Raw genomic sequence first — 21,961 nt, 5'->3', positions numbered from 1 at the left:
CGTGATGCCGCGTCAGGGACGCAGGTCGGCGGGCAGACCCGTGCCCGCTCGGTTGTCGACGACCGGTCGGTAGTGCCCGCCCGCGACCGCCGTGCGGGCGATCTCGTCGAGTTCGTCGGGCACTTGCACCAGTTCGTCGGCCAGCAGCGTGGTGAGGTCGCCGGCCAGTCGGGACATCAGGGCGACGGTCGCCTCCGGGGTGTCGCCCTGCCGGGCGTACCGGTCGTCGTTGTCCCAGTACCAGACCGAACCGGCGTCCTCCCCTTGCGTCTTGAGCACCAGGGCACCGCCCTGGACCCACGCGACGGCCAGGAAATCGGCGGTCAGCCGATCGGTGAATCGGGCCGCGACGTCGAGCAGGTCGTAGGGGTCGTATTCGCCGTAGAGGTTGAGGAACTGCTGGTCCAGCACGAACCCGTGGCGCAGGTGCACGGCCGGCCGCGCCGGCGGGCCGCCGCCGTTGTCGATCAGCAACGCCCGGTAGGCATCGGGGAGTCGGTACTTGAGGTACTTGTGCTCCAGGTGGCTCAGGTCGCCGTCGGTGAGCGGCCGACCCACCCGGAGGCGGGCCGGCACCTGGGCCTGCTCGACCGGGCTCCACAGGCCGGTGCGTTCCCGGTCCACGGTCATCGTGGCCACGCCGCCGTGGTGCAGGATCGCGTTCGCGACGTCGACCGGGACCAGGTGGAGCCGGCGTGTGTGCGGCGCGTGGTGCCAGGTCCACCCGCGCGGGGTCGCGGTCTCGACCAGGTCGGCGTACAGCGGGTCGCCGGCGCCGGCCGTCGCGAGATTGGCGGCGATCACGTCGGTGACCCGGGCCTCGTCGATGCCCAGGCCCGGCGGTACCGGGCCGGTCTCGATCACCGCTCGCGCGTACGGCAGGAAGTCCGGGAATCCGTACAGGTCGACGAAGATACCGTCCGGGTATACCCGGCTGCGCGACGTGCGGCCGAAATCGACGATCGAACCCGCGAATTCGGCGGCCGGAGAGCCGCCGTGCTCGGTGCCGGTGTCGGTCATGCCGCGGTCCTCTCCTTCGTGTCCGTCCGGTATTCCGTCGAGGCGGGGTCGGGTGTCATCGCTCCCACCTCAGAATTCGGGATCCAGGAACGGGGAGGTCGGATCGATCTCCCACAGCTCCAGGAATTGGGCGAACGTATCGGCCACCTTGCGCAGATTGTTGGCCGAGATGTATTCCGGGGTGTATTCCTCGTCGGTGTCGAGCGTCGATTCGCTCCAATACCAGAGGGAGCCGGATTCCGGCTCGGTGACCTTGATCGCCACCATTCCGGTGGTGAGTCGGGTGACCGGCAGATAATCCAGGGTGAGTACGTCCCGGCAATAGCCGTGCGCATAGAGCAACTCGGTGTGCGGGTCACCGCCGGTCCGATAGCCGTAGAGATCGTCCTCGGGGTCCAGGCCGCGCGGCATGAGCTGGGCGGCGACCGGGAAATCGGCGCCGTTGGTCGCGGCCAGCCAGGCCCGATACTCGGCCGGCAGGGCGAACCCGAGTTTTGCTTCGAGTTCGCGCAGGGCTTCTTCCGAGAGTGTTCCTCGCGGCGTCAATTCGACGGTCACGGTTGTGCTCCAGGGTTGCCGGTCGAGGTATTGGTCGAGGGGGTGGGGGCCATGGCACTGGCGATCCCGCCGTGATGTTTCACCGCGTAGTGTACTGCGAACGGTATGAGCATCATGGTTCGTGTGCCCTCGACGTGGTGCCAGACGTAACCCGGCGCGGTGCGGCCGGATCGCACGCCGTTCCACATCGGATCGTTCCGGAACTCCGCATTGCCCTGGCGAATATCCAGCTTGCGCTGTTCGTCGTTCGCTTCCGCGCGGGCTTCCTTGAATTTCTTGGTGCCGTCCGGGCCGGGCGGGAAACTGCTGCGCTCGGGCGGAGTGACGACGGTGTGCGGAAGATTGATCGTGCGCACCGCGTAGGGGGTGAAGTCCGGATAACCCTGGAGATTGATATAGACGCCGTCGGGGAAGTGGTTGGCCAGCGTCGGGCTTGCGAAGTGCACGATCTGGCCCGCGTACCCCGAGTTGATCGGGTAGCGAGGTGCGCCGGTCATGACCCGGCCACGCGTCGCCAACTCGGCACGGCGCGCGTCCAGGTCGGCTCCGGTCAGCAGCTCCCCGTTGTCCCCGCGCAACAGTCGGTCGAACTCGTCCCGGGCCTGCCGCTCGGCACTGGTGAGGTCCTCGGGCGTCGGGTGGTTGACCAACGCGTCGATGCCGTTGCCGTCGAACATGCGCAGGAGCTTGGCCCGGTTGAGGTTGGTCCGCGGCGGTGCGCCGGTGTCCGGGTGCGGGTTGTCCGAGCGCACGCTCTGCGGCATCTCGAACTCGGCGTCACCACGATGGGTGTCCCAGGTCAGGTCCGCGCGGTCCGCCATGAAGGACGGATCGCGCGGGGCGGCGAGGTCGTACGGCGACTGGCCGCCGCGGACGTCGTCGGGCTTCGGCGGGTTCGGATTGCTCGGGGGCGTGCCGTTGCTCGGAGCCGGTGTGGGGTTGGGGTTCGCCGCGGCGTTGGGGTCGAAGCTCTCCGCCGCCGGCCGGGTCGCCATGAAGGCCGCGACCTCGCGCTCGATGTCGTCGCGCCGACCGTCGTGCGTGGTCGGCCGGTCGCCGGTCGGGCTCGCCGTGGTCGCGGGCTCGCCGAGCGGCCTCGGGTTGGGGCGCATCGGCGACACCAGCGGTGGCGTGGTGTCGATCGGAGCCGGCGGGTTGTTCTGGGCGTGCCTCGGCGGCGGCGGGGTGGCCGGCGTCGCGGCCGGGTTCGTCGCCGGATTCGGGTTGTTGCCGGGCCCGGTCGGGTTCGGCAGCGAACCCGGCATCGGCCCCGTGACGTTCGTCGGCAGATCGCCGGGCGCGGGGTGGACCGGGCCGGTCTGGAAGGGCTGTTGCTGGTGCGGCGCGGGCTGGACCGGCGGTGGGTTGTGCGGGGCCGGGTGGACCGGGCCGGTCTGGAACGGTTGTTGCTGGTGCGGCGCGGGCTGCACCGGTGGTGGGTTGTGCGGGGCCGGGTGGACCGGTTGCTGGTTGTACGGGTTGTTCTGGACCGGCTGCTGCTGGTGCGGGCCGGGTTGGTTGTAGGGCCCCGGTTGCTGGGGCGGCTGGTTGTACGGGTTCGGCTGTACCGGGGCCTGGTGGTGGGGAGCGGGCTGGTGCGGCTGGTTGTACGGAGTCGGCTGCACCGGTTGCTGGTTGTACGGGTTCGTTTGGACCGGCTGCTGGTGGTGCGGTTGTGCATACGGGCCCGGCTGTTGCTGCTGGTTGTACGGGTTTGGCTGTACCGGTGTCTGCTGGTGGGGAGCGGGCTGGTGCGGCGGTTGCTGGTTGTACGGCCCCGGTTGTTGCTGCTGGTGCTGGGTGTACGGGGTCGGCTGCACCGGCTGCTGGTTGTAGGGGTTCGTTTGGACCGGCTGCTGGTGGTGCGGTTGTGCGTACGGGCCCGGCTGCTGCTGGGTGTACGGGCTCGGCTGGACCGGGGGCTGCTGCTGGTACGGGTTGGGCTGCACCGGGTGCTGGTTGTACGGGTTGACCGGGGGTTGCTGCTGCTGGTGGTGCGGCAGCGGCGGTGCCGGCGGAGGTGGCGGAGCGACGGGCTGAGTGACCGGCGGGGCCGTCATCGAGATCGGCTGGGCGTTCGGGTCCAGCGTGATGGCGTAGACGCTGGTCGCGTTCGGCTGCGGGAAGTCGCTGGTCTGGCCCGTCTGCGGGTCGACGTAGAGGACGTGGCCGCCGATGTTGACCGCGGCCCAGGCATGCGAACTCCGCACGACCTTGACCGAGCCGTCCGGCTGGACCTCGTTGCGGTCCGGCCACTCGGTGACGATGTAGGAGATCGAGCCGGGGCCCGAGGCCCGCAACGCCGCCTCCAACTCGGCGAAACCGGCGGCCGGGTTGTTCGAGCCGTCCGGGTTGACGCCCAGTCGGCTCCACGGCGCGTTCGTCTCCTGCCCAGCGCGCGCCATGCCGTCGGTTTCACCGGTGTTCTCGCCCGGCATGCGGGCCGCGGACACCTCCGGTCGCCCGAACCAGGTGCGGCCGAACGCCAGGACACCGTCCAGGCAGTTGATGTTGCGGCCGGGCACCTGGATCCCGCCGTCGTTCTGCAGCCGGAACCACCGACCGTTGCGCGGGTCCGGGTGCACGACCGGGGTGCCGTCCGGGTTGCGCGGCACCGCGTTGTTCAGCGCTGCGGCGTCGCTCCAGTTGGGCGGAAGCAGGCCGCCGGGCTGGTTGAACGGTCGCCCCGCGGACAGCGGTGGGCGGTTCGCGATCGGACTGGCCGGGGCGGCCGGTGGGGCGTGGTGCGGCATCGGCTGCGCGTACGGGTTGTTCGCGACCGGCGCGTTGCCGTACGGCGTCCCGTTGTAGGGGGACGGCCCGTTGTGGTTCTGGTTGTACGGGCCGGGCTGGTGCGGCGGGGGAGCCGTCGGACCGGTGTGGTTCGGGCCGGTCGGGACGTTCGGGCCGCGACCGACCAGGCCGCGCATCCGGTCGCCGAGACGCTGGATCGTGTTGCGGAACGGGCCGGCCTGATTCGGCCGCACCGCCGCGCCGGGCGTCGTCGTGGTGACCGGTCCGCCCGGCTGCGGGGTCGGGTCGACGGTGGTGTCGCCGTTGCCGTCCCGAGCCGGGGTGGGTGTCGCGTCCGGGGTCGGATGCGAGGCCAGGTCCGGCTGCCCGGCGGGGGCGGGGTTGGGGGAGGTGTCCTGGTCCGAGGCCGGGTCGGGGTTCGGGGAGGTGTCCTGGTCCGAGGTCGGATCGGTGTGTCCGTCCGGCGTCGGGTCGGCGGTCTGCTCCGGCGTCCGGTCGACCGTTTGGTCGGGGGTGGTGTCCGGGTGCGTCGGGTCCGGCGTGGCATCGGTGCGCCCATCCGGCGTCGGGCTCGCGTCCTGGTCCGGAGCCGGGTCCCGGGCGGGGTCGAGGTCGGAATCCGAGGTCGGATCCGGCGTCGGGTCCGCGGCGGCATTCGGGTCGGTGCGCGGTGTCGTCTCCGGCGCCGGGTCCGACGTCGGGTCCGACGTCGGGTCGGGAGTGGCGTCCGACGTGGTGTCGCCGGCCGGGTCCCGGTGCGAGTCGGCGGTCGGCTCGGTCGCCCGGTCGGTGGTCGGCTCGGCTGCCGGGTCGGTCGTCGGGTCGGCGGTCGTGTCGGGCGTGCCGGCGTCCCGGTCGGGCGTCGTTTGCGGCGCCGAATCGGTCTCCGGCTGCTGCGAGTTCGACTGCGGGGCAGGTTGCGCGGTCGGGTCGGCGGACTGCGTGGTCGGCGGCAGCGACATGTCGATCGGCTGCGCGTTCGCGTCCACCGCGATCGCCCAGACCCGATTCTGGTCCGGATACGGCTCGGGCATGACCTCGCCCGACTGCGGGTCGACCCACAGGACTTCGCCGTCCACGTTGATCGCGGCCCACGCGTGCGAGACCTGGCCGGTCTCGATGGTGCCGTCCGGATTCACCCTCGGCTCGGTCGGCCTGGACGTGACGATGTACGTCATCGCGCCCGGCCCCGCGTCACGCAGCCGTGCCTCGATGTCGCCGTACGCGCCGGCGGTGTCGGTGCTGCCGTCCGGGCGCCGGGCGAGCGGGGTCCAGTTCGTGCCGAGCTCGCGCTGGGCCCGCTCCGGGGCGCCGACCTCGCCGGTCGTTTCACCGGGGATGCGCGGCGCGGCCACCTCCGGTCGGCCGAACCAGGTGTTGCCGAAGGCCAGTACGGCGTCGACGCAGTTGTTGTCGCGGCCGGGCACCTGGGTGCCGCCGTCGTTCTGGAGCCCGAACCAGTGGCCGTCGCGCGGGTCCGGGTGCACCTGCGGCGTACCGTCGGCGTTGCGTGGCACGGCGACGTTCAGCACGGACTGGTCGCTCACGCTCGGCGGCATCAGGCCGCCGGGCTCGTACAGCGGGCGGCCGTCGTTGAGCTGCGGACGATCGGCGATCGGACTGGTCGGATTCCGTGGTGCGTCCGGCCGGTCGGGCCGCGGGTTCGCGTCGGTCGTGGCCGGCGAGTTCGCGTACGGAGTCGAGTCGTAGGTGGTGTTCGGCTCCGGTCGGGTGCTCGGATCGACGGTCGGCGAGGTGTTCGGGCCTCGGCCGAAGAGGTTGCGGATCCGGTCGCCGAGTCCGCCCACCGCGTTGTCGACCCGACCGCTCGGATCCGGGTTGCCCGGTGTGCCGGGGCGGGGGCCCGTCGGGTTGCCGGCCGGTGTCAGGTTCAGGATGCCGACACCGCCGCCGTCCCGGGTCGGTGTGCCGTCCTGCTCCGAACGCGGCGCGGAGTCCCGCGCGGGGTCGGTGGTGGGGCCGGCGATCGTCGGCTCGGCGGTGAGGTTGGTGTCCCGGTTCGGATCCTGGTTCGGATCCTGATTCGGGTCGTGGTTCGGATCCTGGCGGGTGTCCGGCGTCGGGTCCGCGGCCGGGTCCGGCTCGGCATCCTGTCGGTGTTCCGGCGTGGTGTCGCCGGTCGGGTCCTGTCGGGCGTCCGAGGTGGGCTCGGGCGTCGGGTCGGAGGTCCGGTCGGTCGTCGGGTCCGACGTCGGGTCGGGCGTCGACTCGGGCCGCGATTCCGGCCGGGTCTCCGGGGTCGCGTCGGGCGTCGGGTCCGACCGGTTCTCCGGCGTCGGGTCGGACTTCGGGTCGGCGGTCGGGTCCGGTCGGGCGTCCCGGTTCGGATCCGTGTGGCCTTCCGGCGTCGGGTTCGCGTCGTGGTCCGGCGTCGGGTCCGTGTTCGGGTCCGTCGTCGATCCCGGCGTCCGGTCCGGCGTGCTCCCGTTCGGGTCGGTCGCGTGGTTGGGGGTGTTGCCGGCCGAGCCGTCCTGGCGTTGGCCGGGAATGCGGCTCGTGTCCGGCGAGGTGTTGCTCGGTGTCGTCCCGGTGGTCGGCGAAGTACCGTTCGAGGAAGCCGAGTTCGGAGTGGTCGAGCCGGGCGTCGGGCCGGTCGGGCCGCCGGTGGTCGGCGTCGCGGCGCCCGTCGGTCGGGTCGCGGTCGGCGTACCGGTGGAGTTCGTGGTGGCCGAAGTGCCGTTGTTGGCACCGGAGTTGGACGTCGTACCGGCACCGGTACCCGGGTTGGTACCCGTCCCGGTGCCCGCACTTGTGGCCGTGGTCGCACCTGTGCTCGCCGCTGCGGTCGTCGCAGCCGTCGTGCTCGTCGTCGACACGTTGGTCGTCGTGCTCGGACCGGACGTCGACGGCGTCGTGGACGAGGACGGCGAGCCGATCGAGGACGAACCGCTCGAGGTGGACGCGGTGCTCGTGGACGCCGTCGTGGTCTGCACGCCGCCGCCGGAAGGCCCGCCGCCGGTCGGGCTGCCGCCCGTCGGCCCGCCGCCCATGGACGGCGAACCACCACTCGGGGCGGCGGAGCCGGTCACGGTCGCCGAGCCGCCCATCGGCGACGCGTTGCCACCGCCCGGCGTACCGCCGGCGGGCATGCCACCCGGCTGCTGACCGCCGCTCGGCGGCGCCTGTACATACGAGTTGTTCTGCGAGGAGCCGCCGTCGTGGCCCGGTACGCCGCGCGGCGCGTCGCCGCTGTGGCCGGTCACTCCCGCCGGCGCGTCCGTCACCGGCGGCGCCGCGGCCGAGGCGTTCTGGGTCGCGACGGGGGTGTGCGAGGGCCGGTAGTCCCCGCCCGTGTTGCCGCCACCGCCACCGGAGTTGCCGGAATTCCCGCCGGAGCTACCGGAGTTGCCACCCGAGTTCCCGTGCTGACCGGAGTTCCCCGAGTTCCCGCCCGAGTTCCCCCCGGAATTCCCGGAGTTCCCCCCGGAGTTCCCCCCGGAATTCCCACCCGAGTTCCCGGAGTCTCCCGAGTTCCCGGACGAATGGTGCGACCCGCCGTTCTGGCCACCGTTCCCGGTCGACCCGCCGTTGCCGCCCCCGCCCCCGTTCGATCCGCCCGACGAGCCGTTGGACCCGCCGCCGTTCCCGCCGCCGCCTCCGTTGGACCCGCCCGAGCCGTTCGACCCGCCGCCCCCGCCGCCGTTCCCGGAGTTCCCGCCGCCCCCGCCGTCCGGGTTGAGCGTCGAATCGATTCTGTTGCCGCCGGTCACCGGCCCGTTGTTGCCGCCCAGGTTCGGCCCGCCGAGGCCCGAAGGGTCGAGGCCGGGGGTGTTGAACGCGCCGCTGACCCGGTCGCCGAGCTTGGACGCGCCGTGGTCGGTCGCACCGCCCAGGCCACCACTGGCGAAGGTCTCCCAGTTCACCGGACCGCCGGTGGCCAGCGTGCCGGCGACCTCGGCGCTCACATTGGAGGTCAGCGAGGTGGTGACGCCCTTGATGCCCACGTCGGCGCCCTCGCCGAAGACCTTCTTGCCGAGGCCGTTCACGCCGATCGCGGCCAGGCCGCCGGCCGCGCCGCCGCCCGCGGCCAGCGCGGTCTGCTTGATCGAGTAGCCGTCCTGCGAGCCCCAGGTCATGTGGATGAACTGGGAGATGATGTCGTCGCGCACCTCGGAGAGTGCCTCGAGGGCGACGTTCTTGAGCAGTCGGCGCACCATGGACGCCTCGATCCGCCCCAGCATCCGGCGCAGCACCTGCATGAACGAGAAGCGCAGCGCGGCGGTCGAGGCCGCGGCGGTTCCGGCGGTGATGCCCAGGGTGATCGGAGCCGCCGCGATCTGGGCCAGGATGGCCGCGCCCTGGATGGTCGCCATCGTGACGAACTCGATCTTGGTGGCGTAGATCGTGTCACTCGTGTCGTCCGCCGCGCCGCCGAGTGCCTTGGAAGCCCCTTCCAGGGCCGGGAAGAACGCCTTCTCGCCCTTGCTCAGCTTGTCCCACATCCGAAGGAAGGCTTCCATGCCCTTGCCCTCGTTGGCGGCGTTGAGCTTGTTGACCGCCGCGGCCAGGTCCCCCGCGACCTTGGCGAGTTCGCCGGCGGCGTGTTCCCACGCGTTGCCCAGCGCCTCACACTTGTCCTCGTCGCCCTCCGGCCAGTCGACACCGACCAGCAGTTCGAGGACCTTCTCGACGATTTCCCCCGCTTCGACCGCCATCAGGCCTTGCCACCGAAGCTCTCGCGGTTGTGGTCCTCGGTCTTCTGGTAGTTGCCGGCGGACGTGTCCAAGCCCTTGCCGATCTCGCCGAGACCCTTGGCGAGTGCTTCGAGCGCTTCGAGCACCTTGTCCCGGGCCGGCTTGTACTCCTTCGCGAACCCGTTGCCGAGATCGTCGTCGCCCCAGCATTCGCCGAGACCCTCGATGGACGTCTTGAGCGTCGCCCGTATCTCACCGACGCGCCTTCCCGCGTCCGTGAAAGCCTTGCCCGCCGTCTTGAAGTCCGAGGGAAGGGCCTTGTATCCCGTACCCGCGTCCGCCGTCATGTGAGAACACCCCCGTGTTCCGTGTCTCTCTGGCTGTCGCACGGTCCCCGGCAGGTTCCGGACAGGACGTCTTCCGGGGGCATGAAGGCAAGACACTAATTCACGATTCGCCGGAGTGTCACGTTTCCGGGGGTCGACGTTCCGGATCGAACGTCGGCCCCCGGAAGGTACTTCACATGTTATTCGGGGACAAACCAGACGGTGGCCAGTGGGGGCAGCGTCATCGTCGCGGAGGCCGGTCGACCCTGCCATTCCCCGTCGACGGCCAGGATCTCGCCTTGATTGCCCACGTTCGCGCCGCCGTAGCCGTCGGCATCGGTGTTGAGCACCTCACGCCAGCGACCCGCGTGCGGCAGACCCACCCGGAAGTCCTCCCGGACCACCGGGGAGAAATTGCACACACAGAGCAACTGCTCACCGGCCGCACCGAGTCGGATGAAGGACAACACATTGGACGCCGCGTCCCCGCCGTCGATCCAGGAGAAGCCCTCCGGGCGGGTGTCCTGCGTCCACAGCGCGGACCTGCCCCGATACGTGGTGTTGAGGTCGCGGACCAGCCGCTGGATGCCCCGGTGCTCCTCGTGGTCCAGCAACCACCAGTCCAGGCCGCGTGCCTCCGACCACTCGGCGCCGTGGCCGAATTCCGAGCCCATGAACAACAACTGCTTGCCCGGATGGGCCCACATGAAGGCCAGGTAGGCGCGCACGTTCGCCATCTGCTGCCAGCGGTCGCCCGGCATCTTGTCCACCAGCGAGCGTTTGCCGTGCACCACCTCGTCGTGGCTGATCGGCAGGATGTAGTTCTCGCTCCACGCGTACATCAGCGAGAAGGTGATCTCGTTGTGGTGATGTTGCCGGTGGATCGGCTCCTTCTGGATGTACTCCAGCGAGTCGTGCATCCAGCCCATGTTCCACTTGAAGCCGAAGCCGAGCCCGCCGCCGTCGGTGGAGCGGGTCACCCCGTCCCACGCGGTGGACTCCTCGGCGATGGTGAGCACGCCCGGCACCCGCCGGTACAGCGTCGCGTTCATCTCCTGGAGGAAGGCCACCGCGTCCAGGTTCTCCCGGCCGCCGTGTTGGTTGGGCGCCCACTGGCCGTGTTCGCGCGAGTAGTCCAGGTAGAGCATCGAGGCGACCGCGTCCACCCGCAGCCCGTCGATGTGGAACTCCTCGCACCAGTAGACCGCGTTGGCGACCAGGAAGTTGCGCACCTCGTTGCGGCCGTAGTCGAAGACCAGCGTGCCCCAGTCGGGATGTTCGCCCCGACGCGGATCAGGGTGCTCGTACAGCGGCGTCCCGTCGAACCGGGCCAGCGCCCAGTCGTCCTTGGGGAAGTGCGCCGGCACCCAGTCCACCAGCACGCCGATGCCCGCGCGGTGCAGCGCGTCGATCAGGTGACGGAACTCGTCGGGACTGCCGAACCGCGACGTGGGCGCGTAGTACGAGGACACCTGGTAGCCCCAGGACGGCCCGTACGGGTGTTCGGCCACCGGCAGCAGTTCGACGTGCGTGAAGCCCATCTCGGTGACGTAGGCGGGCAACTGCTCGGCGAGTTGCAGGTAACTCAGGCCCGGCCGCCACGAGCCGAGATGGATCTCGTACACACTCATCGCCGAGGTGTGGTGGGTGACCCCGGCCCGCTTTTCCAACCACTCCTTGTCCGACCACGAGTAGGCCGAGGTGTGCACGACCGACGCGGTCGAGGGCGGCAGTTCGGTCGCGAAGGCCAGCGGGTCGGCCTTTTGCCGGGACACCCCGTCCCGACCGAGGATCTCGTACTTGTACTTGGTGCCGTCGCCGACGTCGGGGACGAACAACTCCCACACCCCGGACGAGCCGAGCGAACGCATCGGGTGCCCGATGCCGTCCCAGTAGTTGAAGTCGCCCACCACCCGCACGCCCTGCGCGTTCGGGGCCCAGACCGCGAACGAGGTGCCGGCGACGGGCCCGTTCGGGGTCTCGTACGAGCGCACGTGCGCGCCGAGCACCTCCCACAGCCGCTCGTGCCGGCCCTCGGAGATGAGGTGTATGTCGAACTCGCCCAGGGTGGGCAGGAACCGGTACGGATCGTCCGTGTGCAGTTCGGTGCCCTCGTAACGGATCTCCAGCCGATAGTCGGGCACCTGATCACCCGGCACGACGCCGCTGAACAGGCCCTCCGCCTCGTGGGTCAGCTCGACCCGGCGCTCGCCGGTGACCACGAACACCTCGCGGGCCCACGGCCGCAGCACCCGCACCACCACGCCGTCGACGCCGGGCACGTTCGGGTGCGGGCCGAGCAGTGCGTGCGGATCGTGGTGAGCGCCGTCCACCAGGCGGCGCAACTCCTCGCCGGCGGTCGGCGGTACGACGGGGGTGCCGGTCGGGCGGGATCGGGGGCGCTTGTCCCGACTCCGGGTGGGGCGGCCGGTGACCCCGCCGCCCTCGGGTGACGCGCTGAAGTCCTGACGGGCCGTCACGGATGGGACCTCCTGAGACGTTGGTGCTGAACGGGAATCGACGGTTCGTCAGTGCGGCTGCGGCGCACGCTCGGCCAGGCGCCGGATCGCCGACATCGGAACCGGTAGCCACGAGGGTCGGTTGCCCGACTCGTACATGACCTCGTACACGGCCTTGTCGGTCTCGAAGGCCCGCAACAGCACGGGCTCGGAATGGGGGTCGAGCGAGCCCGCGTCGGCGTACCCCGCACAGAAGGCTTCCCGGTTGCGGGTGGCCCATTCCTCCGCACGGTGCACCAGGTGCGGCGCGGGCGCCCCGCGCCCCCAGAACCCGTTGCCACCGGCCAGCAGATGCCGGGCCGCGTAGTCGAACGAGCGCAACATCGCCGCGATGTCGCGCAGCGGCGAGTGCAGCGAGCGCCGTTCGCTCAACGGCCGGGCCGGTTCGCCCTCGAAGTCGAGCAACACCCACCGGGTGGCGGTGCGCATCACCTGGCCGAGGTGGAAGTCGCCGTGGATGCGCTGCAACGGGACCGGATGCCCGTCCCGGCCCAGCGTCTCCAGATCCCGGTACGCCTCGCGCAGCCGGTCGGTGAACGGCGCCAGCTCCGGCACCGCCTCGGCCGCCGCGTGCAACCGGCGCTCCATGTCCCGGGCGATCGCGGCCAGCTCCGCCTCGCCCGCCACCGCCGTGGGCAGCGAGCGGGCCAGGTCGGCGTGCACCTCGGCGGTGGCCGCGCCGAGCCGGAAGGACTCGCCGGCGAAGTCGCCACCGGTCTCGTGTGCGTGCGGACCGGCGCCGCGCACCTCCTGGCCGGCGTACAGGTCGCGTACCGAGGTCTTGGCCAGCTCCCATCCGTCGGTGCCGGTGCGCAGGTATTCCTGGAGCAGGCCGAGCGTGGTCGGCTCGGCGTCCGCGTCCGGGAACGGCATGTCGAACCACGCGATCGGCGCGGGGATCCGCCGCGAACCCGCGCCCGCCAGCGCGAGCGAGACCTCCAGGTCCGGGTTGACCCCGGGCACCACGCGGCGGAACAGCTTGAGGATCACGTCGTCGCCGAAGATGATCGACGTGTTCGACTGCTCGGCGCCGATCACCAGCCCGACGTGCTCGGGGTCGGGGGCCTGCGCGCCGGGGCGGTGGAAGCCCAGTGGGCCTGCGGTGTCCGCCGCGACGAACCGTTCCGGCAACCACCGGGTCAGTTCCGCGTCGTGCACCGCGTCGTAGAGGCTGTTGCCGTTGGGCAGCCGGCCGATCACCGCGTGCGTGAGTCGGCCCGGCAGGGTCTCGCGGACCCCCAGCAGGAGTTGGTAGTGCTCGGGCGTGCCGCCGTGGTCGACCCGCAGCAACATGTGGTGCAGCGCGGGATCGCCGGAGACCACTTCGAGGCTGTGGACCACGCCGGCCCCACGAAGAGGCCGGCCCTTGCCGGCGAACCATCTCTGCTGCGGCAGCCAGTCGCGCAGCAGAGCGATCACGGCGGAGGCAGTCGGATCGTGGGGTCGGGTGGAATCCGTCACAGCGTCATTTCTCCACGGGTGAGGCGGAACCAATAGAAACCGTGCCCCGCGAGGGTGAGCAGATACGGCAGCTCACCGATCGCCGGGAACGTCACCCCCCCGAGCAGCTCGACCGGTTCGTACGTCTCGAACTGCCGCAGGTCCAACTCGGTGGGCTGGGCGAAGCGCGAGAAGTTGTGAACACACAGCACGATGTCGTCCTCGTATTCGCGAAGGAACGCCAGCACGCTGGGATTGGACGAGGTCAGCTCGTTGTACACACCGAGCCCGAAGGCCGGGTTCTGCTTGCGGACCTCGATCATCCGGCGGGTCCAGTGCAGCAGCGACGAGGCGTTGGACATCTGTGCCTCGACGTTGGTGACCTGGTAGCCGTAGACCGGGTCCATGATGTTCGGCAGGTACAGCCGACCCGGGTCGCACGTGGAGAAGCCCGCGTTGCGATCCGGGGTCCACTGCATCGGCGTGCGCACACCGTCGCGGTCGCCGAGCCAGATGTTGTCCCCCATGCCGATCTCGTCGCCGTAGTACAGGACGGGCGAGCCCGGCAGCGACAGCAGCAGCGCCGTGAACAGCTCGATCTGGTTGCGGTCGTTGTCCAGCAACGGCGCGAGCCGACGGCGGATGCCCACGTTGGCCCGCATGCGCGGGTCCTTCGCGTACTCCTTGTACATGTAGTCGCGTTCCTCGTCCGTGACCATTTCGAGGGTGAGCTCGTCGTGGTTGCGGAGGAAGATGCCCCATTGGCAGTTGTTCGGGATGGACGGCGTGCCGGCCAGGATCTCCGAGACCGGGTAGCGAGATTCGCGGCGCACCGCCATGAAGATGCGCGGCATCACCGGGAAGTGGAACGCCATGTGGCATTCGTCGCCGTCGCCGAAGTAGTCCACCACGTCCTCGGGCCACTGGTTGGCCTCGGCCAGGAGCACGGTGTCCGGATACTTGTCGTCGATCTCCTTGCGCACCCGCTTGAGGAACTCGTGGGTGGCGGGCAGGTTCTCGCAGTTGGTGCCCTCCTGCGCGAACAGGTACGGCACCGCGTCCAGCCGGAACCCGTCGATGCCCAGGTCCAGCCAGAACCGCAGCCCGGCGAGCATCTCCTCCTGTACCCGCGGGTTCTCGTAGTTGAGATCGGGCTGGTGGCCGAAGAAGCGGTGGAAGAAGTACTGCTTGCGCACCGGGTCGTAGGTCCAGTTGGACGACTCGGTGTCGACGAAGATGATCCGGGCGTCGCCGTACGCCTTGTCGTCGTCGGCCCACATGTAGTAGTCGCCGTACGGCCCGTCCGGGTTGTTCCGCGACTCCTGGAACCACATGTGTTGATCGCTCGTATGGTTCATCACGAAGTCGATCACCACCCGCATGCCGCGCTTGTGCGCCGAGTCGACGAACTCGACGAAGTCCGCGAGGTCGCCGAACTCGGGCAGCACCGCGGTGTAGTCCGCCACGTCGTAGCCGCCGTCGCGCAGCGGCGAGGCGAAGAACGGCGGCAACCACAGGCAGTCGACGCCCAGCCACTGGAGGTAGTCCAGCTTCTGGGTCAGGCCCTTCAGGTCGCCCACCCCGTCCCCGTTGCTGTCCTGGAAGGACCGCACGAGAACCTCGTAGAAGACGGCTCGCTTGAACCACAGGGGATCGCGATCCCGCGACGGGGTGTCGTCGAAGGTGTCGCGGACGGGTTCGTTGACGATCACGGGCTGTTCCTCCGGACCGAGAAGAGATGCGCGGGCTCGTGCGCGGGATCCAGCCGCACGTAGTTGTGCCGACCCCAGCGATAACCGGCTCCGGTGAACTCGTCCTGCACCGCGAAGGTGTCCTGCCAGTCCAGCCCCAGGGCGGGCAGGTCCAGCGCGACGGTCGCCTCGTGCGTGTGGTGCGGATCCAGGTTCACCACGACCAGGACCAGGTCGTCGACGTCACCCACACGGGTGCGCTTGGAGTAGGCCATGACCGCATCGTCGTCCACATGATGGAAGGTTAGGTTTCGCAGATGTTGCAGACTCGGGTGGCGTCGGCGCATCCGGTTCAGCGTGGTCAGGTACGGCGCCAGCGAGCGGCCCTCGCGTTCGGCGCCGGCCCAGTCGCGCGGGCGCAACTGGTACTTCTCCGAGTCGTGGTACTCCTCGCTGCCGGCCTTGACCGCCAGGTCCTCGTACAACTCGAAGCCCGAATAGACCCCCCACGAAGGGGACAGCGTGGCGGCCAGCAGGGCCCGGATCCGAAACGCGGCCGGCCCGCCGTACTGAAGGTAGGCGTGCAGGATGTCGGGCGTGTTCACGAAGAAGTTCGGCCGCATGTAGGCGGACGCCTCGCCGGTGGTCAACTCGGTGAGGTACTCCTGAAGTTCGTCCTTGCCGTTGCGCCAGGTGAAGTACGTGTAGGACTGCTGGAAGCCGACCTTGGCCAGGGTGCGCATCATCGCCGGTCGGGTGAACGCCTCGGCCAGGAAGAGCACGTCCGGATCGCTCGCGTTGATCGTGGCGATCACCTGTTCCCAGAACGCCACCGGCTTGGTGTGCGGGTTGTCCACCCGGAAGATCCGCACGCCGTGCGCCATCCAGTGCCGCAACACCCGCAACGTCTCGGCGACCAGACCCTCGAAGTCGGTGTCGAAGTCGATCGGGTAGATGTCCTGGTACTTCTTGGGCGGGTTCTCCGCGTAGGCGATGGTGCCGTCGGCGCGGTGCCGGAACCACTCCGGGTGCTTGGCGACCCACGGGTGGTCGGGGGAGACCTGGAGCGCGAAGTCCAGCGCGACCTCCATCCGCAGTTCGCCGGCCCGGGCCACGAACGCGTCGAAGTCCTCGATCGTGCCCAGTTCGGGGTGGATCGCGTCGTGACCGCCCGCGGGCGAGCCGATCGCCCACGGCGAGCCGGGATCGTGCTCACCGGCGTCGAGCGTGTTGTTGGGCCCCTTGCGGAACGCGTCCCCGATCGGGTGAATCGGTGGCAGGTAGACCACGTCGAAGCCCATTGCGGCGATCTGCGGCAGGCGTTCCATCGCGGTCCGGAAGGTGCCGCTGCGCGGCGGGTGCTTGCCGGTCGGGTCCACCACCGCGCCCTCGGAGCGCGGGAAGAACTCGTACCACGCGCCGTACAGCGCGCGCTCGCGCTCGACACGCAGCGGATAGCGGGCCGACGTGGTGAGCAACTCGCGCAGCGGATGACTGCCCAACACCTCGTCCAGCGCGGCGGAACGGGCCGCGGCCAACCGCGCGGCGGGGCTGCGCGTGTCGTCTCGGACCGCGTCCACCGCGGCCAGCACGATCGCCCGCAGGCCGTCCTTCTTGGGCACGCCGGCGGCGGCCCGCTCCAGCAACTGCGCGCCCTCCTCCAGCATCAGCTCGACCTCCAGGCCGGCCGGGACCTTGATGCCGGCCGCATGCCGCCACGTGGCGATCGGGTCGCCCCACGCCTCGACCGCGTAGGACCACAGGCCCTCGGTGGTCGGCGTGACGCTCGCGTGCACCCGGTCGGTCCCGGGCGCGCCCGGGAGCATCGGGGTGAGCGGGCCCGGCCGCCCGCGCGGGTCGCGCAGGACGACGTTCGCGGCCACCGCGTCGTGCCCCTCGCGAAAGACCGTGGCGCCCACGTGGAACGTCTCGCCCGGGACCGCCCGGGCCGGTCGGGTGCCGCCGTCGACGGCCGGTTCGACGTCGAGGATCGGGATGCGCCCGATGCGCGGCGTCACCGGTTTGGCCGATCTCCCGGCCCGCGTCGCCGACTTGGTGCCGGCCGTGGTCGCGGTGGTGCGGTTCGCCTGCTCCGGCCGCACCGGGCCCGCCTCGGTCGTGGCCGGGCCGGCCGCCGGTGTTCGGGCGGCCGATGTGGCGGCCGGCGTGGTCGCGGGCCCGGCGGCCCGCGGCTTCCCGGCGGTCGTCTTCCGTGCCGCGGCCTTGCCGGCCGCGACCTGTCCCGCCCGGGGTGCGCGGGCGCCCCCGGGGTCCTTCTCAGCCGAACTGGTCATGCCGAACTCCTGTACCCACGGACGGGCATCCCGTGCGCATCGCGCGCGATACACCCGTACGGAAACCCACTCGATTCCCCGATTGCCGGACCCGGGAGTGGCGGAAAACCGACCCGGCGGCGACCGGTGGGATCGCTCGGGTCCACCTCTCACCGCTGCGCGGCGGCCATTGCTCGTGACGCGACCACCAGGCGGGGACCGGGTGGGGCCCGGCCCGCGACCGTGGACGGTGGATGTCTGGTGTGTCCGCGGTACGGCGGGACGGAAGGACCCGGCTGTTCAACGATCATCGAGTCGCTCGGGGCACGGTCCATATGGTGTAAAAACGCCCCCAGACCCATCCGCAAGATCTTGCCGGCTTTGCAAGCGCACTGCATCCACTGTCGCAAGTTCTGCCGCCTTCCGGCTAGGGTCGCAGCGTGAGAGCAATCCGCAGATTCACCGTGCGTACGGTTCTGCCCGCTCCGCTGGAGCCACTGGGTGAACTGGCGATGAACCTCCGCTGGTCCTGGCATGCGGAGACCCGCGACCTGTTCGAGTCGATCGATCCGGACACCTGGGCCTCGGTCGGCCGAGACCCCGTCCGCCTGCTCGGCACCGTGCCGAACGACAAACTCGGCGCCCTCGCCGACGACCGCCGCTTCCTCGCCCGACTGCGGGTGGCGGCCGAAGACCTGCACGAATACCTGACCGGACCTCGTTGGTACCAAACCCTGTCGGAGCCCGGTACAAGTGCGGATGCGCCGCCGGCGGCGATCGCGTACTTCTCGCCGGAGTACGGCATCACCGCGGCACTTCCGCAGTACAGCGGCGGTTTGGGCATCCTCGCGGGAGACCACCTCAAGGCCGCCAGCGACCTGGGTGTGCCGATCGTGGGTGTCGGCCTGATGTACCGCCACGGGTACTTCCGGCAGTCCCTCTCCCGGGACGGTTGGCAGCAGGAGCGCTATCCCCTGCTGGACCCCAACGAGTTGCCACTGACCCTCCTTCGGGGTGCCGACGGTGCACCCGCACGGGTGGTTATCGGACTCCCGACGGGTGAGTTGCACGCGCGGATCTGGAAGGCCCAGGTCGGTCGGGTGCCACTGCTCCTGTTGGACTCGGACATCGAGGAGAACGAGCCCGCCGAACGCGAGGTGACCGACCGGCTGTACGGCGGCACGAGCGAACATCGCTTGCATCAGGAGATGCTGCTGGGCATCGGCGGGGTGCGGGCTTTGCGGGCTTTTTGCGAGATCACCGGTCATCCGGCACCCGAGGTCTTCCACACCAACGAGGGCCACGCCGGCTTCCTGGGCATCGAGCGGATCCGCGAGTTCACCCAGGCCGAGGGGTCGGATTTCGACGCGGCCCTGGAAGCCGTCCGGGCGGGCACGGTGTTCACCACGCACACGCCCGTTCCGGCCGGCATCGACCGGTTCGGACGCGACCAGATCCAGCGACATTTCGGCGGCGACCTCGCTTGTCCGGGGGTTCCGGTGGACCGGGTCCTCGCGCTGGGCGCGGAGACCTACCCGGACGGCGACCCGGGCGTGTTCAACATGGCCGTGATGGGGCTGCGGCTCGCCCAACGGGCCAATGGCGTGAGCAAGTTGCACGGACGGGTCAGCCGGGGCATGTTCGACGGCCTGTGGCCGGGCTTCGACACCACCGAGGTACCGATTACCTCGATCACGAACGGCGTACACGCGCCCACGTGGGTGGATGCCGACGTGCTCGACCTGGCGGCCCGCGAAACCGGCGTCGAACTCACCGAGGATCCCTCGGCCTGGGCGGCGATCGACCGGTTGTCGCCGGGCTCGCTCTGGGAGCTGCGCCGGGCGCTGCGCGCGAAGCTGGTCACCGAGGCCCGCCTGCGGCTGCACGCGTCCTGGAAGCAACGTGGCGCGGGCGACGCGGAATTGGGCTGGATCGAGCAGGTGCTCGATCCGGACGTGCTGACCATCGGGTTCGCCCGGCGGGTGCCGTCGTACAAACGACTCACCCTGATGTTGCGGGATCCGGCCAGACTGCGCGGGATGTTGCTGCACCCCGAGCGGCCGGTGCAGATCGTGATCGCGGGCAAGGCGCACCCGGCCGACGAGGGTGGCAAACGGCTGATCCAGGAGCTGGTGCGGTTCGCCGACCGCGAGGACGTGCGGCACCGGATCGTGTTCCTGCCGGACTACGACATCGCGATGGCCCAGCACCTGTACCCCGGGTGCGACGTGTGGCTGAACAACCCGCTGCGCCCGCTGGAGGCGTGCGGCACCTCCGGGATGAAGGCCGCTCTGAACGGCTGCCTGAACCTGTCCATCCTGGACGGGTGGTGGGACGAGTGGTACGACGGCTCGAACGGGTGGGCGATCCCGACCGCCGACGGGATCACCGACGTCGACCGTCGGGACGACCTGGAGGCGGCGGCGCTGTACGACCTGATCGAGAACTCGGTCGCGGCCCGGTTCTACGATCGGGGGCCCGAGGGCCTGCCGACCCGATGGCTGGAAATGGTCCGGCACACGCTGTCCACGCTCGGCCCGAAGGTGCTCGCGGACAGGATGGTCAAGGACTACGTCGACGTGCTGTACGCGCCGGCGGCGTCCGCCGGTCGGGCGATCATCGGGTCGGCCGCGCGGGAGTTGGCCGAGTGGAAGGCACACGTGCGGCGGTCCTGGGCCGGCGTACGGGTCGATCACGTGGAGTCGGGCGGGATAGGGGACGCCCCCGAGGTCGGCAACACGCTGAACCTGCGGGTCTTCGTCTCGCTGGGCGAACTCGCGCCCGTCGACGTCGAGGTCCAGGTCGTGCACGGTCGGGTCGACGACTCGGACCGGATCGTGGAGGCGACGGTCGCGCCGCTGAAGGCGGGTCGACGGGACGAGCACGGCCGCTGGTTCTACGAGGGCTCCCTGGCCCTGGATCGCACCGGCCCGTTCGGCTACACCGTCCGGGTGATGCCGACCCACGCGCTGCTCGCGAGCCCGGCCGAACTCGGCCTGATCGCGGCACCGCCGGAGAGCGAGGGCTTCCCGGAGGGCATGCCGCTGCGCTGACGCGGTGACCACGCCCTCGGGCCCCGCCGTCCTTCGGGACGACGGGGCCCGAGGCGCGTCACAGGGCCGTGGGCGCGGTGAGGCGGGGGCCGGGGCATCCGCGCGCCGAGTCCGCTCGTCGGGATCCGGCTCGCGGACGGTCGACTCGTGGACGGTCGATTCGCGGGTACGGTTTCGCACCGGGGAGGGTGATCCAGCTCATACCGCCGGCTCGTAACGGCGGGGGTGGGAAATATCGTCATCTCCTCTGGTAAAGCGGCGACTTAGGGAGATCGATGCCCAGCACGGCAGCAGGGGCGACATCCGGTTCGGGTGCACGGAGACCTCGCTCGCGACGACGGATACGCAGGGCCCTGCCGGCGCTCGCGGTGTGTGTCGCGCTTCTGGGCGCGGGGGCGTGCGGCGGCGGGGACGCGAAGAAGGACAAGAAGGACGACAAAGTCGAGTCGGTCGCCCAGACCAAGGCGCCCACCGGTGACGGCGCGCCGAAGACCTCTCAGGCCGTGGTGACCATCGTCCCCAAGGACGGCGCGACCGCGGTGGCCACCGACGGCGTGCTGAAGGTGAGTGTCGGCGCCGGCAAGCTGACCGCCGTCACCGTGACCGGCTCCGAGGGCGGCAAGCCGGTCGAGGGCGTCATCTCGCCGGACGGGAGCAGTTGGGCGCCTTCGGCGGCGCTGCAGACCGGCACCAAGTACGCGGTGTCCGCGACCGCGACCGACGCCGCCGGGCTGGTCTCCGCGCTGCAGTCCTCGTTCACCACGTTGACCCCGGAGAACACCAACTACGGCGTGTTCAACATCGACGCGAACGAGACGTACGGCGTCGGAATGATCGTCTCGCTGGAGTTCACCAAGCCGGTCAAGGACAAGGCGGTGGTGAACCGGTCCGTCACCGTCACAGCGGAGCCCGCGGTCGAGGTCAAGGGGCACTGGTTCGGCAACCAGCGGCTGGACTTCCGCCCGGAGCAGTACTGGAAGCCCGGCACGAAGGTGACCCTGCACCTGGACCTGGACGGCAAGCAGACCTCGCCGGGCGTCTACGGCAAGCAGAAGAAGGAGGTCTCCTTCACCGTCGGCCGGGCGCAGACCAGCGTCGCCGACAACAGCGCGCACACGCTGACCGTCACCCGGGACGGCGCGCTGCTCAAGAAGCTGCCGGCCAGCCTGGGCGACCCGGAGAACACCACGTACAACGGCAAGATGACCATCATGTCCAAGGAAGCCACCGTGCACATGGACTCCCAGACGGTGGGCCTGGGCAAGGGCGTGTACGACATCAAGGACGTGCCGCACGGCATGCGGCTGAGCGTCAGCGGCACCTACGTGCACGGCAACTACTGGCGTGACCCGCCACCGTTCGGCAAGGAGAACACCAGCCACGGCTGCGTGAGCCTGCAGGACGTCAAGGGCGGCGGCGACCCGAACATGGCCGCCGCGTGGTTCTACAAGGAATCCCTGATCGGCGACGTGGTCGAGGTGGTCAACTCGCCCGACAAGGTGATCGCCGCCGACAACGGCTGGAGCGGTTGGTCGATGGACTGGGCGGGCTGGACGGCGGCGAGCTGATCGGCTCGATCGTTCCTTCGCCCCGCATCGCGGGACGTGTACGCCCGAAGGGGGCGGTGCCGGGTCACCGGCGCCGCCCCCTTCGGGTCGGGTGTCGCGTTGCG

Annotated in this window: 10 protein-coding genes; 2 read left to right on the top strand and 8 right to left on the bottom strand. The window is 70.3% G+C overall.

Annotated features, from left to right (window positions below; translation table 11 throughout):
- Positions 1-12: 12 nt before the first annotated feature.
- The 8 genes from ACH4U8_RS04305 to ACH4U8_RS04270 all read right to left on the bottom strand — a co-directional run bounded on the left by ACH4U8_RS04305 (position 13) and on the right by ACH4U8_RS04270 (position 17,257).
- Positions 13-1,020 (bottom strand): SMI1/KNR4 family protein, encoded by a 1,008-nt coding sequence (locus ACH4U8_RS04305; protein ID WP_395775791.1) that lies wholly within the window; start codon positions 1,018-1,020, stop codon positions 13-15.
- A gap of 69 nt (positions 1,021-1,089) precedes the next feature.
- Entirely contained in the window at positions 1,090-1,578 is a 489-nt protein-coding gene (locus ACH4U8_RS04300; protein ID WP_360317234.1) for an SMI1/KNR4 family protein, read from the bottom strand.
- Positions 1,575-9,008, bottom strand: a complete 7,434-nt coding sequence (locus tag ACH4U8_RS04295) for a toxin glutamine deamidase domain-containing protein (RefSeq protein WP_395775790.1) — start codon at positions 9,006-9,008, stop codon at positions 1,575-1,577. The genes ACH4U8_RS04300 and ACH4U8_RS04295 overlap by 4 nt, the downstream gene beginning before the upstream one ends.
- Positions 9,008-9,334, bottom strand: coding sequence for a hypothetical protein (locus tag ACH4U8_RS04290; RefSeq protein ID WP_360317238.1), 327 nt, complete (start codon positions 9,332-9,334; stop codon positions 9,008-9,010). Before ACH4U8_RS04290 ends, ACH4U8_RS04295 begins: the two co-directional genes overlap by 1 nt.
- Before the next feature lie 179 nt (positions 9,335-9,513).
- Positions 9,514-11,793 (bottom strand): 1,4-alpha-glucan branching protein GlgB, encoded by a 2,280-nt coding sequence (gene glgB, locus ACH4U8_RS04285; RefSeq protein ID WP_395775789.1) that lies wholly within the window; start codon positions 11,791-11,793, stop codon positions 9,514-9,516.
- A gap of 48 nt (positions 11,794-11,841) precedes the next feature.
- Positions 11,842-13,251, bottom strand: coding sequence for a maltokinase (locus tag ACH4U8_RS04280; protein WP_360317244.1), 1,410 nt, complete (start codon positions 13,249-13,251; stop codon positions 11,842-11,844).
- A gap of 38 nt (positions 13,252-13,289) precedes the next feature.
- Positions 13,290-14,984, bottom strand: a complete 1,695-nt coding sequence (gene treS, locus ACH4U8_RS04275) for a maltose alpha-D-glucosyltransferase (RefSeq protein ID WP_360317247.1) — start codon at positions 14,982-14,984, stop codon at positions 13,290-13,292.
- The gene (locus ACH4U8_RS04270) at positions 14,981-17,257 is read right to left on the bottom strand and encodes an alpha-1,4-glucan--maltose-1-phosphate maltosyltransferase (protein ID WP_395775788.1); all 2,277 of its coding nucleotides are present in this window, start codon (positions 17,255-17,257) and stop codon (positions 14,981-14,983) included. Before ACH4U8_RS04270 ends, treS begins: the two co-directional genes overlap by 4 nt.
- Positions 17,258-17,676: 419 nt before the next feature.
- Here ACH4U8_RS04270 and glgP point away from each other — a divergent pair, with 419 nt between their 5' ends.
- Positions 17,677-20,289 (top strand): alpha-glucan family phosphorylase, encoded by a 2,613-nt coding sequence (gene glgP / locus ACH4U8_RS04265; RefSeq protein WP_360317253.1) that lies wholly within the window; start codon positions 17,677-17,679, stop codon positions 20,287-20,289.
- A gap of 368 nt (positions 20,290-20,657) precedes the next feature.
- Positions 20,658-21,857 carry an Ig-like domain-containing protein gene (locus ACH4U8_RS04260; protein WP_395775787.1) on the top strand — a complete coding sequence of 400 codons (1,200 nt, stop codon included), beginning with the start codon at positions 20,658-20,660 and terminating at the stop codon, positions 21,855-21,857.
- The last annotated feature ends 104 nt before the right edge of the window (positions 21,858-21,961 follow it).

Source organism: Embleya sp. NPDC020886 (genome assembly GCF_044333915.1).
Taxonomy (GTDB): domain Bacteria; phylum Actinomycetota; class Actinomycetes; order Streptomycetales; family Streptomycetaceae; genus Embleya.
Note: the sequence above shows the minus strand (reverse complement) of the source record. Positions and strands in the feature narration are given on the sequence as shown.